The organism is Enterovibrio norvegicus, assembly GCF_002876705.1.
GTDB classification, from domain to species: Bacteria; Pseudomonadota; Gammaproteobacteria; order Enterobacterales; family Vibrionaceae; genus Enterovibrio; species Enterovibrio norvegicus_B.
Genome location: NZ_MDAG01000057.1, coordinates 292,302 through 307,255 on the forward strand (window position 1 = coordinate 292,302; position 14,954 = coordinate 307,255).

Sequence of the window (14,954 nt, forward strand, 5' to 3'; positions counted from 1 at the left end):
ATGCGAGTCGTATATGAGCAGTCAGTGTAAAATATTCCAACGGAGGGAATCTATGGACAAGCAATACAACCAAGCGGTCGATGTGTTAGCACAATTGAGAGTCGGTGATGCAATCAGCGATGCGCTAAGAGCTGATGCGAAAGAAGTGGCAAAAGAGGTGTTTGAAAAACGCTGCCAACATTACGACCTCAATGAGATCGATGAAATGCTCCATAGTGAAGCAGTATGCACGACACTCAGGAATACATGGACCGACATGATATGTGATGTTTGGCATAGCTGACTGCTACTACCCGCGTATTGTCACCTGCAATACCGTCAGTGTTGTAGGTGGCATGTTTAAAGCAATTTTCCGATCCTCAGATCAAAATCGTACTGCCTTTTAGCCATTAGAACGGCAATCTTTTCTGACCTTCAATTTCATCCAATCTTGCTTCATGCCCCAGGATGGCATCGGCTTGCTCTGCCGGTGTGGTGAGTTTTCTCAGTGCAGCGTCTAGCATGACATCAAGCGTATCAACGGTTTTTGCACGTCGAAAAAATATAAGCCAATCCGTTCGGTTGGTTGGTTGTGTTGTTGACATAGTTGACCCAAAAATTTTTTAAGATGTATTTAATGATGCTTTGAAGAGCACCTTGTTTTAAAAATAGTCGAGAGCGCACTATTGTGCATATTTCGACTACTTAAATTGAAATGTATAGAAACGACATTGCCATGATGACAACTGAAAATAGCGCAATGCAGTAAATACTATCACTGATGTTTTATTGCGCTCAATTTAGGAATAGACCCAATAGGGTGGGGAAACTTTCAGAACATACCCTAGGGCACTATGTATCTTAAAGCAACAATGGTGCGTTAAGGCAGCAAAGCCACTCCAAGAAAACAAAGCTACTCCAATGAAACAAAGCTACGCGAGGGCAGCAAAGGTGCTCTGGGATAACAAAAGTACTTAGGGACATCAATGATGCCCCAGAGCAACAATGGCTTAACGTTAGAATCTGAAGTTGACGCCCGCTGAAGCAAGGTATTGGCGCGAATCATAGAAATCGATATTGGATTCGGTATTGTTGTACCCCGCGAGAACCACCAAAGATAGTGGGTGGATCTCAAACAAATGTGCGTATTCGTACGCTAGGAAAACCCCGTATTTGCTGTCTTCGCGTGGCTGTCCAAACACCGGATGGGCAGCGTCATACTCGCTGTATTGATAGCTACCAGTTAGCACGATTCTATTTCTTCCCGCGAAGCTGAAATATGTCAACTCGCCGCCATACGCTTGGTAAGACATGGCTTGACCATCAGCATCATGGTTAAAGTAAATCAGAGAAGGTGTAACACCTAATCCACGCCCCAGAAATTGGCGATAGCTGACTTTGGAATAAAACGTGTCACCGCTGCGTTGAAGTGACTCTTGTGCTGATTGCGACAACCCCAATGCTTGACCACTTTGTTCATTGTCGATGTCCGTTTCTGCGTAAGCAACATCAACCGACAATGGAGACCCACCAATAGACGAGACTTGAAAGCGATAGGCATTACCGGATTTTTCTGTTTCGGTGCGTGGGGAGTTTGTTATAAAGGGGTCAGCCCAAATGTCTTCGTTTACTAGCGTGGGCAAGTAAGACGCAGTGATCGTAGTGCCCGAGCCAAATTGCTGCTTGTAGCCAGCTTCAAGTGCGATAGTACCGATAGCAATATCTTCGCGAGACGTACCTACAAAGAGTTGCTTATCCAGACCGCTGCCAAAGGTAAATGCAAGCTTGCCCAATGCGCCGAAAATGGCATCTGTTTCTCGACCACCGTTGCTGTTTAGTTCACCATTTTTGGTTTCTTCGCCGCTTGTTGAAAGGTTCGAATCTGTTGAAACGACACCACCCAATACTGAAATTTCTCCGCTCAATCCACCGTGGTCAGCAAGCTGTGCTTGAGCAAAAAACGGTGCTATAGCCAAGCCAATTAAGGTGTATTTGTTTGTTTTCATTTTAAAGTCCCTGTATGCGCGGCACGTTGTTATTTGCTTAAATGCCACTGCCAATTTCTATCCAGAATGGCAGGCGTTTCTTTTGTCTCATAAATTAAACGTAGTGGCAGAGTTTTCATCATATCAGAGCTTTATTGCGATGTGTTTAACGAAGAGATAAAAATGTTGCATATACGTTATTCAATACAATCATTTTATGGCCATTAGTTTTGTCAGTACGTCTATTTTGTTATTTGAAAGCTGTCGATAGTCGAAATAGGGACAAATCAGAATGGGCAATGTTGGGTGCTTAGCAAATTCGTTGTTTATCCAAACACACGAGCCCGACAGTCCCAGTTTGTGTGCGTGAGTTCTCCCAGCAATAATATGTATGGCAAGGTGTTTGGGATCACTGTGTTGTGTTTGAGCTAAACGTAACGGATCAGCATGACCAAAGTGCAGCGCTGTGTTTGATTCTGCCTGAAGAAGCGCTTGATCTCTGAATGCTTGCCACGTTTTGTATCCATGCAGATAGAAAGGGCTGCTTTGTGGCAAGGCAAACATCAATTTCGCGTAAACATTGAATACCTTTCTCCAACCATTTCCTCCTGCTTCGCCCAACGTTTTGATATGCCCCTTTTGAAGAGACGTATAAAGGGGGAGGTCGTCAGCGTGACCAAACAAGCTTTCAACCGGTGGCGCTTTTTCTACATAAACATGGACGTGTGCATTGGCGTTACCAAAGGCGAATGAGGTCATGATGTACCTATTTGTTTTGTTGTATGAAATCGATGAAAGCGCGATCAGCAAGAGAGAGATACCCGTGCTTACGCCATGCCATGGCGATATCAAGAATAACAGGCTCTTCAAAGGGAATAGGGACGAGGCTTGGCTCGTATTCGGTCACCATTTCAAGCAACGCCGTTATCGCGAAACCGTGCCTGACAATATTTAGAATCATCGCCAATAGGTTCGTTTCAAAAGAGAGGTGCGGTGTGATTTTTCGTTCCACACAAATGCGATCGATGAATTCACGGTGAAAATACCCCTTCTTGAACATCACCAGCTCTTCCTTAAAGAAATCATCAAATGACATGGATTTCACATCGGCAAGCGGGTGATCTTTACTCGTGACAGCCACCATTTGCGAGGAGATTAAATGCGTGGTTTCGAGTGCTGCGGGAACATCCTGACTGTGGATGACGCCAATATCCAGTTCGCCATCCAATAACATCTGGCGAATAGATTGCGTGCCAGCTTCCACGACAATCAAAGTGAGATCGGGGTATTTACTTTTGAATCCCATAAGCAGAGAGGGGAAGAAATACGACCCCAGCATACCAGGAACGCCTACGCGAACTTCCCCTTTTTGAAGACCACGTAACTCTGCCATTTCAGTACTCGCATCCTCGACGTGCTGAAGAATGCGATACGCATGGGGCAACAACACTTCGCCTTCATGTGTGAGGTGAACTTGCCGTTCATTTCTATCAAAAAGCGGCAGGCCAACGCTGGCCTCCAGTTTCTTTATCGCAATGCTCAATGCAGGTTGTGCGATATGAAGCGTTGACGCGGCTTTGGTAAAACTGCGGTGTTCTGCAACGCTGATGAAATAGCGAAGTTGACGTAAATCCATGCTCACTTTCCTTCAAGTGCTCTCGTTAACGAAGGGATTCCTTGGCTATTAATAAAAGATCTTACTTTGATAAATTTAATATACTTCATTTATTGATGCTGTATTGCTACTTTCAATTTACCTTGTGAAACAAACTGCGCGTAACACCATGATTGAACTGAATAGTCCTGCCTATCGAAAAGCCACATTTGCTCTCTCGTTTGGGTCATTTCTGGTGTTTTGCAACCTTTACCTTTTCCAGCCCATGTTGCCAGTGTTTGCTAATACGTTTGACGTTACCGCCACCAAAGTGAATTGGCTGCTCGCGGCATCGACCTTGGGTTTGTCTGTGAGCTTGCTTCCGTGGGCGATGCTTTCTGAAAAAATAGGCCGTCGCGACGTCATGCTAACCAGCTTGGTGCTCATCCCTTTGGCCAGTATTGCCTCTCTTTGGGCTGAATCATTTTGGACCTTGGTAATACTTCGCGGCTTAATGGGCATTGCGCTGGCGGGTTACGCCGCGGTTGCGGTGGCTTACATTGCAGAAGAATTCAGCCCAATGGCGCTTGTGATGGCTGTGGGCGGATATATCAGTGCGAACTCAATTGGCGGTATCAGCGGGCGCTTGGCGGGAGGCTTTTTGTCTGATGCCTTTGGTTGGCACGGCGCGGTTGTCGGAATGACGGTCTTTACTGTTCTTGGGATCGGCTTTGTTTATGCCTTGCTTCCTCCTCAACAACACTTTTCTGCATCCAATACGTCATTTCGAGCGCAGTTCTCGACCATTCGTTCACACCTGACCAATCCTTTGTTGCTTCTTGCCATGATGATAGGCGGAATTAACTTCGCGATTTTCGTGAACATTTATTCCGTGACCGCGTTTCGCTTAGTGGATACACCTTTCAATCTTCCTGTGAGCTTGGTTTCAACCATTTTTATTTGTTATCTGGCTGGGACGTTAACATCAAAACTGAGCGGACGATGGGCGAATCGACATTCCGTGTTTAGTGGGTTGCTACTGGGTACTGGCATCACAATGCTTGGCGTGCTGGTAGCAAGTGTTGATGCCATCAGCATGGTCATTGTCGGACTGTTAATTGTTGGTGGGGGTGCCTTCTTTACCCATTCCCTTGCTTACGGATGGGTAAGTCGAAAAGCGCAGCAGGGTAAGGCGACAGCGACAGCCTTGTATCTCGTTCATTATTACGTTGGTGGCAGTTTAGGAGGCTTCTATCTTATTGGTTGCTGGGAGCATGGGAGATGGCCGCTCGTTACGCTAGGGGCCATGTCGTTGGCGGCGTTGAATGTGTTGTTGATTCATTTACTGGGTGTTCGCGAAAAAACACAAACCCCCAGTGGTGTTGAACCTACGATCGTAAAGTGAGTTCCCAAACTATTAGAGTATCAGCTCGCGAATTCTATCCAAGGGCGTCGGCAATTGTCTTTGCTTTCTTTGGCCTTCGCATCGAAGACAAGCGCGCAGTTACGGCCTTTGTCTTTGGCGCGATAGAGTGCTGCGTCCGCTTTTTCGAGTAACGTTGAAAAATCATCATCAAACGATTCGCTGGTAGCAATGCCTATCGATGTGGTGATGTTGATTGGCGACGCTAAACCTTCCACGGCAATGTCTAAGTCTTGGATATTTTGCATGATTCGGTTTGCCACGTATTTTGCGTTGGTCGTGCTGCAATGTGGCAGAAACAGAATGAATTCCTCTCCGCCGAAACGTCCAAAAATATCTGACTTTCTCAATGTCTGTTGCACAGAATCTGAAAAGGCTTTGAGTACCACATCACCAGCAAAGTGACCGTATCTGTCATTCACGCGTTTAAACCGATCAAGATCCATGATGAGGACGGAATACGGACGCGATTTAAAGCGTGTATTTTCAAAATCGCGCTTAGCAAGTGTCAGCAGCATGCGTTTGTTATACACACCTGTCAGCGGATCAAGCGTGGCGTGTCGGTATAAACGAAGCATCATATGGACTTTGGACGTTTGTGCCCAAATCACCATCAGTCCCACCACGGTTTGTAGCCAGTAAATGGCCATTTCCTCGAGTTTAAAAAGCGCACCGCTTGATGCATCAACATGAAGTTGAACGGCAGCGGTGAAAGCCATAAAGCTCAGAGATTCACGAATAGTCAGTGGAAAGATCGCTAACAACACAATATGCACAAAGGGCAGTAACGTATAAAAGTACGTTGTACTTGTGACGGAGTGTTGGTAGTCGAGCGTGCTATTTGCGAACAAATAAAAGCAATTTACAGAAACGACAAAGGCAGCAATAGCGAGCCTTCCTGCGGGAAGTGTGCCGTGTTTTGATGCTTTTTGGCCGATGATGAAAACCGTGAATGCGAGAATGACACGCAATGTCACTATAGAGTGGGATTGAATACCAAGGAGGTATACATCAACGGGTATCCAAGCGAGCGTTAAAAACGCCCAAACATAACACAAGGCGGAGATTCTAGGACTGAGATAGGTCGCACGAGTGGTGCTAAAGCTGGTTGCATGCTGCTTTGCGCTCCATAGCTCCAACCAAATAAAAGATAAGCGTTTATACGATAACTCCATGTCTTCGTAGCCTTGTGCTCATTGTGTTTAAATTCTCACCCAAAAGACGGGTAACTCTCCACCGATTTTTTGAAGTGCGTTCATGAACGCTGTCTAGATATATCATTAATTGCATATAAAAATGAGTGCATACAAGTTAATCATCTATTTTTGTGAGGTTATCTATGTTGTTGCACCTATTTGGCGAGCACATATAATTGCTCTCAAGATTCTGATAGGTAGAAACATATGTACGACGTAATAAGCACCGTGGTCATGGCTGGATTGTTGGGTGCTCAATTAGTGCTGACACTTGTGTTGTTGAAAGGGGATATTTGCCCAGGACAACGTGGCCGTTTGCACAAAGCATTTTGGTTTCTGGTGGCGGGTTGGGCCATTGTGACGCCATTTTCTTCTTTCTCTGCATTGCCATTCATCGCGCTGGGTATTTTTTCGCTTAGATCTAAATCAGGGAAAACACGCCAATCAGGGCCAATTCCTGTGCTGCATTTAGCGAACGGCTTTGCTGTGCTTGCGGTATTGATGGCAGCGGTGGAGCAGGGGCTGACAACTGGCCTGTTGATGCTTTCTCAGGTACTGCTGGTGGGTGCGGTAACCGCGCACTACTTGTTGGTTAAAGCCCGCTCGCGTTTACAAGCATTTCACCGAATCCTTCCTGTGGTCGGTATTTTTGCCGCCATGATGATGGCGTTGATGTTGGCGGTTTCAAGCGCCATGTTACCGGATCAAGAATCGGCGGCTTTGGTTTCTACCATACTGACCAGTCTTGGCCTTGTGTTGTTAGGCGTGTGTATTTGGGCGATGCATTTGATGCGTCAAACCCCCCCTCATGTTGCTCAACTTGGCGTTGCTTTTTGCGTGCTATTAAGTGCGTCAACCATCGCGATTGCACCGTTCATGTAATGGCCAAATAGCGCGATTGTAACAGGATTAATAAAAGGCACAGATAGTGCCTTTTTTCATGCCCGCTGATCGCCCATATGACCCTGACGCTCTACACTTTAGGGCAGAACGTTGTTGCTAAATGTTAGAAGCTAAATGTTAGAAATACGCGACCAAGCGAACGCGAACCTTGTTCGGTTTTTTGCGAATTTGTCAGGAGAGAAAGTATGGCAATCCATCATCTTGAAAAGCTCGAAGCACCTATCGTATATGGCATTGTGAATGAGAAGCTGCGCTTGGAATGTGGCAGTTTAGATGCCCTGATAGTGAAGTACGATCTTGATGCAAATGAACTGCAGCACCGTCTCGATGAAATGGGGTGTTACTACGACGCGGATGTGAACCAGCTACGTCAAAAGTAGCTGGGTTTGGTTGCGCATACTGCGCTCCGACGTGTGGCTTAGACCTTCTTAATGCCGATCAAATGGGTATGGCACTGCGTTCTTGCAGTCGCAAAAAATGCCGTTAAATAAGGACGAGATGCTTCTTGGCTTCTCACGGCCGCGTACAAACGACGCCACAATCCTTTCCCTAGCGGTCTATCAACCACCAATCCTTGACGAGAAAACTCGCTGATCGCCCAATTTGGTAGGGCTGCAACCCCTAGTCCTGCTGTGACCATCTGAATAAGCATTAACGTATTGTCGGCAGATTTGAACTGAGCAGGCTCGATACCTGCAGGTTGTAAGAAGTGCTTAATTACGTCCATACGTTGTCGTTGAACGGGGTAGGTGAGAAGCGTTTCGTTCGCCAAATCTTCTGGCGAGATGCTTTTCTTGTTCGCCAATGGGTGTGTGTCCGCCAGTACCAAGCGCATTTCGAAATCAAACAAGGCTTCGTAATGAATCTCACTGCGCTGAGCGATATCAGACGTGATGACCACATCCAGTTCACCCCCTGCAAGCGCGGGCAAGGGTTCGAAGCCGAAACCTGAAGAGAAATCTAACGTCACCAATGGCCAACTGACTTTGTACTCTTTCAACGCAGGCATGAGCCATTGAAAGCAAGAGTGGCATTCAATCGCCATGTGCAGTCGACCTTGGGCGTCTTCTTTCAGCGCAGCCAAATCTGTTTCTGCACGTGCCAGTCGAGGTAACACATCATCAGCCAGTGCTAATAACACCTGTCCTTCCGCTGTAAAACGTACGGGACGTGTTTTTCTCAAGAACAAGGGGGATCCAATACGCACCTCTAAGTCTTTGAGTTGATGAGAGAGTGCGGATTGGGTCAAACACAACTGCGTTGCAGTGGAAGTGAGTGATCCTGTATCTCTTAACACTGACAAGGTGCGTAAATGTTTAACTTCAATCATGAAATTTTCTCAACATCCTTTTGAGTAACTTGAGTTCGCTTTAAGGACTTTAATCAATCGAGGTGGGCATGTAAACATCTGGACGGCTAAAAAAAAGCGGATAATGCCCAAGACACACATTCTTGCGCACCTGTACATCGGGAACAAACGCGGTTAAAGCAGCAGAAATACTGCACGAAAACGTCGCATAGCTGACAATAATCGGTCACTAAAAATACCGTAAGAGACATTATCCTTTGAGGGTGTTTTTGTTGCTACTACGTTACTTCTCACTAGTGTTCAATTAAATGAATACAAGCAGTTAAAACACCTTTGGCTGGCGATTTTACGATTTATGCACAACAATTACTTAACACATTTTGCTGGTGGGGTAGGCAATGGCAAAGAAGATGATGGCATCAACGTTAATAACAGTCTTTATTGGGCTGTTTTTCTCGTTCCTTGCCGCCATGTCTTTGCAGCGTTCCGAACAACAAGCCGTCGAGCATGAAATACAAAAAGATGTTGAGAATGCAGCGCTGTCACTTGGCAGAGAACTAAACATCGGCATTGAATTGCTCTACGCACTTCGTAACCAAGTTGCATTGAGCGAAGAAATCAACGAAGACGCCTTCGTTGCATTTGCCGACAGTGTGATGGACCGACACCCCAATATCCGTTCGATGGAATGGGCTGAATATTTGGTTGAGAAAAATCGCGATCTTTATGAAGCAGAGGCAGCACTTGAGTTCGCTTTATTTGAGATTGTAGAGCTCAGCGCGAATGGTCAGTTGGTAAAGGCCGCCTCGCGCAGTCAGTATTTTCCCGTCAGATACGTCACTCCTTATGAAGAAAACCAAAATGTCATGGGGTTTGATTTAGCCTCACGCCCGTCAATGAAAGATGCGCTTGAAATGAGTTGGTATCGTGGCGTGCCCATTGCGACGCCTGCCATTCGATTAAAGCGAGAATTTGAAGATCACAGCGGCTTCTTGATGCTGCTGCCTGTCTTTATCGGTAACCCTGAGACACAAACAGACAGGGAAGCGGCGTTACGCGGATTCCTTGTTGCCCTGTTCGACGTGCAAGATATTTTTGATATCGCTATCAGTAATACCGTTAATGAGGACATTAATCTGGAACTCATCGACAAAGGTTTGAATGAACAAAGTGACGTGATTTTTGAGAGCGTCGTGGACTTGGCTGAACCGCCTGTGATGAAACTGGGTTATACATCCAAGCCGATCTACTTTGCAGGCCGAGAATGGGTGTTGCGCGGTACGCCAACCGTTGATTACGTAAAAGCGCGCATGAGTATTTACCCTTACATGATATTCGTTGTCGGCATGATCATTTTCTCGTTGCTGGCGTACTTGCAGTATGTGTTACAACACCGAGCATTGAGCATACAAAAGCGTGTGGATGCAAAGACGAGAGAATTAAGAGACGCGAATAAGAAACTCGAAAAAATGTCGAAATCTGATGGGCTGACAGGTCGATATAACCGCGACTATTTCGATGAGTGTGTCGATGCGGAAGTGAAGCGTTCGCAACGCGATCGCATGGCAATGAGCATGCTCATTGTAGAGATCGATCATATGTCTGCGTATAACGAGAAACATGGTCGTGTGGGCGGGGACAAAGTGATTCGCCTCGTGAGCCAAGCACTGGCAGACAAATTAAAACGTCCAGGTGACTTACTTGCACGCTATGGGGGTGAGTCTTTTGCCATTCTTTTACCCAACACCAAAGATGGCGCACCGATCGCGCAGCTGTGTTTTGATGCACTGAAGGTATTAAAGTTGCCTTTCGACAAAGAAGCGGGGGATGACATTATTACCGTGTCTATCGGTGGCGTAACCGTGTTGAAGTCAGAAGAGATTGATCCTGCCAAATTCATGGCGTACGCAGAAATTGCGTTGAACAAAGCCATTGCTGAGGGGCGAGACCAAACGCATTGGATCTATTCCCCAGAAGACAATCAGCCTCACGTAGGAGGCTGATTGTTCGTTACTGACGCATCATTTGCATGTGCAAATGGACTAGCTGAAAATCAGTTAGTGCCTTGAGTCAGCTGGAAACGTAGCGTGTGGTCGCTGTTTTTCAGTACTAGGTGTTGTTTACCTAGTTCCACTGAGCTCCAGTTACCCAATACGTTCGACATAACACCTTCAAGAGCCATCGCAGGCTCAGGACACGCCATCATGGTTGTTGCCATTTTGTCGATTCGGAACTGGTGGCCTTTCAATTCAGCTTGGCCAAAGTAACGGTTACAACCGCCGTGACCGTTAGCAGCGAATGCTTCGCCAATTTCTAGGTTTGGCGCTGCAAAGCCTTCTGGAAGATCCAGCGCTTTACCGTCAACACTTTCTAGCACCCAGTTATGGTTCTGCATGTTATCAACGGTAACGTCCATTGATGATCCTTGGCCTGAGCTAGCAGCACAGCCAGCCAAAATTGCTGGCGCGAATAGCATTGCGATTGCGGTTTTTTTCATTATCAACTCCAGATAGAAAACTGAATCAGCTTCGATAGAGACAGTCTAGTCAAGGCTTGGTTCAACACCTGAGCGATCAACTGGACGTTTACTGACTTTCGCCATTATTCCGATTATTGCGACGTAAGCAAGTCAGGAAAGTGTCAAAACCCTAATAATTATGTGAATACTGTCGATGTAATGAACAATTGGCGGATATTATTCGGACAGAAACAAAAAAGCCCCCAAATTCAGGGGGCAAGGGTTAATACCATCGCTTTGTTGTCGTTATAGTAAGAAGACGGTCAAATTGAGTGAAAAGTCACTGTCTTTAACCTACCGGCGTCGCCATTACGCTGAGCTAGCGTTAGATAAAACTACCATTAGGCAAAGCCACCGTTAGCCAACATCACCGATAGCCAATATCACCGTTAGCCAAAGTCACCATTGACGTAACCCAGAGTTCGATGATCGGTTGGGTTCATGAAAATGTGTTCAGTGTCGTTGTGCTCAACCAGCTCACCCATGAGGAAGAAAGCTGTGCGGTCTGAAATGCGTCGTGCTTGTTGCATTGAGTGGGTCACGATGACGATGGTGAAGTCCTTTTTTAAGGTCTCCATTAAGTCTTCAATTTTCTTGGTCGCAATCGGGTCAAGTGCCGACGTTGGTTCATCCATCAAGATAACGTCAGGTTCCATGGCGATCGTACGTGCAATACACAGACGCTGTTGCTGACCGCCAGACAGACCAAAGGCATTCGACTTCAATCGGTCTTTCACTTCATCCCATAGTGCCGAACTACGAAGGCTTTTCTCTACCACCTCATCGAGGTGCTTTCTGTCACTGATGCCTTGAGCACGTAAGCCATATGCCACGTTTTCATAAATGCTCATTGGGAAAGGGTTCGCCTTTTGAAACACCATACCGACTTTAATGCGAAGGTTGGCAACGTCGATGTTGCCATACACGTCTTCAGCATCCATTTCGACTAGGCCATCAATTTTTACGCCTGCAATCAAATCGTTCATGCGGTTCAAGCAGCGCAGTAGGGTGGATTTACCACACCCTGATGGACCAATGAGCGCCGTTACTTTCTTGTGAGGAATCGGCAAGTTGATGTTTTTCAGTGCGTGGGTGTCGCCATCGTTGTAATACAGGTTCAGGTTTTCAATGTTGAATTTGTTCATGTTCTTAATCCTCGGGCTCAGTAAGTGGCTTTGCTGAATCTGCTTGCAATCAGTTTTGTCAGCATATTGATGAGTAGCACGACAACAATCAGTACGGTGGCGGTGGCGTACGCCTGATGCCATTCGTGAACCGTGTAGAGCTCCTGAGTTAATTTATATAGATGGACAGTTAATGTTCTGCCTGAGTCGAGCAGGCTATCTGGAATGCGCGCGACCATACCAGCAGTGAGGAAAACCGGGGCGGATTCGCCAATCACACGACCAACGCTCAAGATGATGGACGTAACAATCCCTGGCATCGCACTTGGGAGAATTAGCTTCCAAATGGTGTAGATCTTTGAAGACCCCAAGGCATATGAGCCTTCTCGGTAGGTATTTGGAACCGCAATCAGCGCTTCCTCTGTGGTACGGATAATGACGGGAAGTATCAAAATACTCAGTGTTAACGCGCCAGAGAGAATGGAGAAGCCTAACCCCAGTACTGCTACAAAGAAGGTCATACCGAACAAACCAAAGATAATGGACGGAATGCCCGCCAGTGATTCCGTGCAGAAGCGAATCACCTTTACCAGTTTGCTGCCGACCTTTGCGTATTCGGTCAAATAGATCGCCGTCATGATGCCAATGGGTGCCGCGATAGATATGGACGCAAGTACCATGTAAATGGTTGATACGATCATCGGCCAAATGCCCGATTCTTCGCCAATGCGGGTGTAGTCACTGGTGATAAAAGACCAGTTCACATACTGCAAACCATTACTCAAGATGTACCAAATAATCCAGAACAGGAAACCGACAGTCATCGCGGCAGCTGTCCATACAATGGCAAGTGCCACTTTGTCTTTTAGGTGGCGAATGCGCGCGTTTTGTTTGCTGACGTTTTGTAAAATAGACATCGTCATTACCTCGCTTTTTCGCGATTAAGATAAAGCAGTGAAGCATTCAATATCATGATGAAAACAAGCAGCACGATACCTGTGGCGTAGAGTGCACTGGCGTGAATCCCTGATGCATAAGACATTTCCAGAGCAATGTTTGCTGTAAGCGTGCGCGCTGAATCTAAAATGCCTTCTGGCATGGCGGGCGCGTTCCCCATCACCATGATGATCGCCATGGTTTCACCCAACGCACGTGCGATACCCAGAATGACACCTGTCATGATCCCTGAGCGCGCTGCGGGTATGAGCAACTTAAATGTGGTGAACATGTGTGATGCACCCAGCGCGAGAGAACCTTCTTTGTAGGTTTTAGGCACAGCGCGAAGTGACGTTTCAGACACGGCAATGACCGTAGGGAGAATCATGATGGCAAGCACCACGATACCGGCTAACAAGGTGTTTCCCGCTGGTACGTTAAACACGTCCTGAATCAATGGCACGATGATCACGAGGCCAAAAAAGCCATAAACCACGGAAGGAATGCCTGCCAATAGTTCGACTGCAGGACGGATAATGTTTGCTAGCCACTTAGGGGCAATCTCTGCAATGAAGACGGCAGTTAAGACGGCAATCGGCACGCCCAGTGCGACAGCACCCAACGTGGATGCCAGAGATGCCACAATCATTGGCGAAATACCGTATAGGGCCGGGGGTAGCCATTCTGACCCTGTAACGATGCCTGTAATGCCTGCTTCTTGAATCGCAGGGATGCCTTCAAGAAAAATAAAGTAGCCAATGGTGGCCAGTGAAAGCACGCCGATAACGGCTGCTGCTAGGAATAAAGAACGAAAGATGGCTTCTCGCCAATCTCGGCCTTTACGGCGACCGAGCTTGCTGGTGTATTGCTTAGGCGCTTGTTCGGCTGCGATGGTCATGGAAACTCCAGATGTCATGCACTGACAGTGTGGATGTATAGTAAAGCGGCCTGACAAAATGTGTCAGGCCAAGGTATTTGGGTTTATTGTGCTGACACGTAGCCTTCGTTCATCACGATTTTTTGACCGTCTACAGAGACAACCCAATCAAGGAACTTTTCAGCAGCTGGTGAAGGTTTGCCATCTTTACTAAGAACCAAGAATGGTCGTGCGACAGGGTAATCACCTGATGCAACGCTTTGCTCGGTTGGGGTTACGCCATCGATTTTGATGGCCTTCAGCGATTCGTCGATGGACCCTAAAGAGATGTAGCCGATAGCAAATGGGTTGTTAGCTACGATGGTTTTGACCACACCGTTACCATTGCCAACTTGTGCGCGTTGGGAGATAGCAGACACTGTTATGCCGTTCACTTTGCGCTTTAGATTCATGATGTCTTCGAATGCACCACGTGTGCCTGATGCAGTGTCACGCGTAACAACGACAACGGGTTTGTTTTCGCCACCCACTTCAGACCAATTCTTCACTTCGCCACGGTAAATCTTGGCAATTTGTTCAATGGAAAGGTCGTTAAGCGCGTTACTGTTGTTGATGACAACGGCAATGCCGTCACGTGCAATCACAGTTTCTTTTAGCGAAGATTCTTTTTCTGAGTCTTTCAAATCACGTGAAGACATCCCGAACATGGACGTACCATTCTTCGCCGCTTTTACGCCAGCAGAAGACCCAGTGCCTTGTACTTCGATGAAGGTGCTGTTGTTTTGTGCTTGGTACGTTTCGGCCAAAATTTCCATTACTTCTGTCACAGACGTTGATCCTGAAACCGTGATGGTTTCCTGCGCTGAAGCGGAATTGGCAACCAATGCGCCTGCCATGCATAGAGCGGTGATAACGTTTGATTTCATGATAACTATCCTTAAAAAATGCCTTTCTATGAAAGCGTTGTTTGACTCAACGAGGCAACTTTAGGAGAGTTTTGTGACATTCATGTTTCACTAATTTGAAGCATTAATGACGAGACAAAGAATCATATAAGTCTCTAATGTTTCAATAAAGAGTCATGTTATTTCATGATGAATGTGGCGAGTG

General features: G+C 46.6%; 16 protein-coding genes. 5 read left to right on the forward strand and 11 right to left on the reverse strand.

From position 1 onward, the window contains the following. Positions 1-52: 52 nt before the first annotated feature. Positions 53-283, forward strand: a complete 231-nt coding sequence (locus BCT27_RS20690; RefSeq protein ID WP_102317081.1) for a hypothetical protein — start codon at positions 53-55, stop codon at positions 281-283. Between the two features lie 106 nt (positions 284-389). On the opposite strand, the gene BCT27_RS20695 is transcribed toward BCT27_RS20690, so the two are convergent. The 4 genes from BCT27_RS20695 to BCT27_RS20710 form a co-directional block, all read right to left on the reverse strand. Next, positions 390-584 (reverse strand): hypothetical protein, encoded by a 195-nt coding sequence (locus BCT27_RS20695; protein WP_102317080.1) that lies wholly within the window; start codon positions 582-584, stop codon positions 390-392. A 411-nt stretch (positions 585-995) separates the two neighbouring features. Beyond that, positions 996-1,985, reverse strand: coding sequence for a DUF2860 domain-containing protein (locus tag BCT27_RS20700; protein ID WP_102390986.1), 990 nt, complete (start codon positions 1,983-1,985; stop codon positions 996-998). Positions 1,986-2,174: 189 nt separating this feature from the next. Further along, the gene (locus BCT27_RS20705) at positions 2,175-2,723 is read right to left on the reverse strand and encodes a DUF6942 family protein (RefSeq protein ID WP_102396634.1); all 549 of its coding nucleotides are present in this window, start codon (positions 2,721-2,723) and stop codon (positions 2,175-2,177) included. Between the two features lie 7 nt (positions 2,724-2,730). After that, the gene (locus tag BCT27_RS20710; RefSeq protein WP_102317077.1) at positions 2,731-3,600 is read right to left on the reverse strand and encodes a LysR family transcriptional regulator; all 870 of its coding nucleotides are present in this window, start codon (positions 3,598-3,600) and stop codon (positions 2,731-2,733) included. A 148-nt stretch (positions 3,601-3,748) separates the two neighbouring features. Here BCT27_RS20710 and BCT27_RS20715 point away from each other — a divergent pair, with 148 nt between their 5' ends. Next, positions 3,749-4,963, forward strand: a complete 1,215-nt coding sequence (locus tag BCT27_RS20715) for an MFS transporter (protein WP_198597607.1) — start codon at positions 3,749-3,751, stop codon at positions 4,961-4,963. Positions 4,964-4,983: 20 nt separating this feature from the next. On the opposite strand, the gene BCT27_RS20720 is transcribed toward BCT27_RS20715, so the two are convergent. Beyond that, positions 4,984-6,156: a GGDEF domain-containing protein gene (locus BCT27_RS20720; protein ID WP_102396636.1), complete on the reverse strand. Its 1,173-nt coding sequence runs from the start codon at positions 6,154-6,156 to the stop codon at positions 4,984-4,986. Positions 6,157-6,384: 228 nt separating this feature from the next. Here BCT27_RS20720 and BCT27_RS20725 point away from each other — a divergent pair, with 228 nt between their 5' ends. Then, positions 6,385-7,059: a hypothetical protein gene (locus tag BCT27_RS20725; protein ID WP_102317074.1), complete on the forward strand. Its 675-nt coding sequence runs from the start codon at positions 6,385-6,387 to the stop codon at positions 7,057-7,059. A 206-nt stretch (positions 7,060-7,265) separates the two neighbouring features. Beyond that, positions 7,266-7,460, forward strand: coding sequence for a DUF4250 domain-containing protein (locus tag BCT27_RS20730; protein ID WP_017010509.1), 195 nt, complete (start codon positions 7,266-7,268; stop codon positions 7,458-7,460). A gap of 38 nt (positions 7,461-7,498) precedes the next feature. Here the strand turns inward: BCT27_RS20730 and metR are convergent, their stop codons facing one another. Next, positions 7,499-8,410 (reverse strand): HTH-type transcriptional regulator MetR, encoded by a 912-nt coding sequence (metR, locus tag BCT27_RS20735; protein WP_017010508.1) that lies wholly within the window; start codon positions 8,408-8,410, stop codon positions 7,499-7,501. A 377-nt stretch (positions 8,411-8,787) separates the two neighbouring features. Here metR and BCT27_RS20740 point away from each other — a divergent pair, with 377 nt between their 5' ends. Beyond that, on the forward strand, positions 8,788-10,392 hold the full coding sequence (locus BCT27_RS20740; protein ID WP_241908616.1) for a CHASE domain-containing protein: 1,605 nt from the start codon (positions 8,788-8,790) through the stop codon (positions 10,390-10,392). A 50-nt stretch (positions 10,393-10,442) separates the two neighbouring features. Here the strand turns inward: BCT27_RS20740 and BCT27_RS20745 are convergent, their stop codons facing one another. From BCT27_RS20745 to BCT27_RS20765, 5 genes are all read right to left on the reverse strand, one after another. Further along, positions 10,443-10,886: an META domain-containing protein gene (locus BCT27_RS20745; protein ID WP_102396638.1), complete on the reverse strand. Its 444-nt coding sequence runs from the start codon at positions 10,884-10,886 to the stop codon at positions 10,443-10,445. Positions 10,887-11,296: 410 nt separating this feature from the next. After that, positions 11,297-12,052, reverse strand: coding sequence for a phosphate ABC transporter ATP-binding protein PstB (pstB, locus tag BCT27_RS20750; protein WP_241908617.1), 756 nt, complete (start codon positions 12,050-12,052; stop codon positions 11,297-11,299). 17 nt (positions 12,053-12,069) lie between these two features. Further along, positions 12,070-12,954 carry a phosphate ABC transporter permease PstA gene (pstA, locus tag BCT27_RS20755; RefSeq protein WP_102396640.1) on the reverse strand — a complete coding sequence of 295 codons (885 nt, stop codon included), beginning with the start codon at positions 12,952-12,954 and terminating at the stop codon, positions 12,070-12,072. Beyond that, positions 12,954-13,865: a phosphate ABC transporter permease subunit PstC gene (pstC, locus tag BCT27_RS20760; RefSeq protein WP_102396641.1), complete on the reverse strand. Its 912-nt coding sequence runs from the start codon at positions 13,863-13,865 to the stop codon at positions 12,954-12,956. The genes pstA and pstC overlap by 1 nt, the downstream gene beginning before the upstream one ends. Positions 13,866-13,948: 83 nt before the next feature. Beyond that, positions 13,949-14,770, reverse strand: a complete 822-nt coding sequence (locus tag BCT27_RS20765) for a phosphate ABC transporter substrate-binding protein (protein WP_102396642.1) — start codon at positions 14,768-14,770, stop codon at positions 13,949-13,951. Between the last annotated feature and the right edge of the window lie 184 nt (positions 14,771-14,954).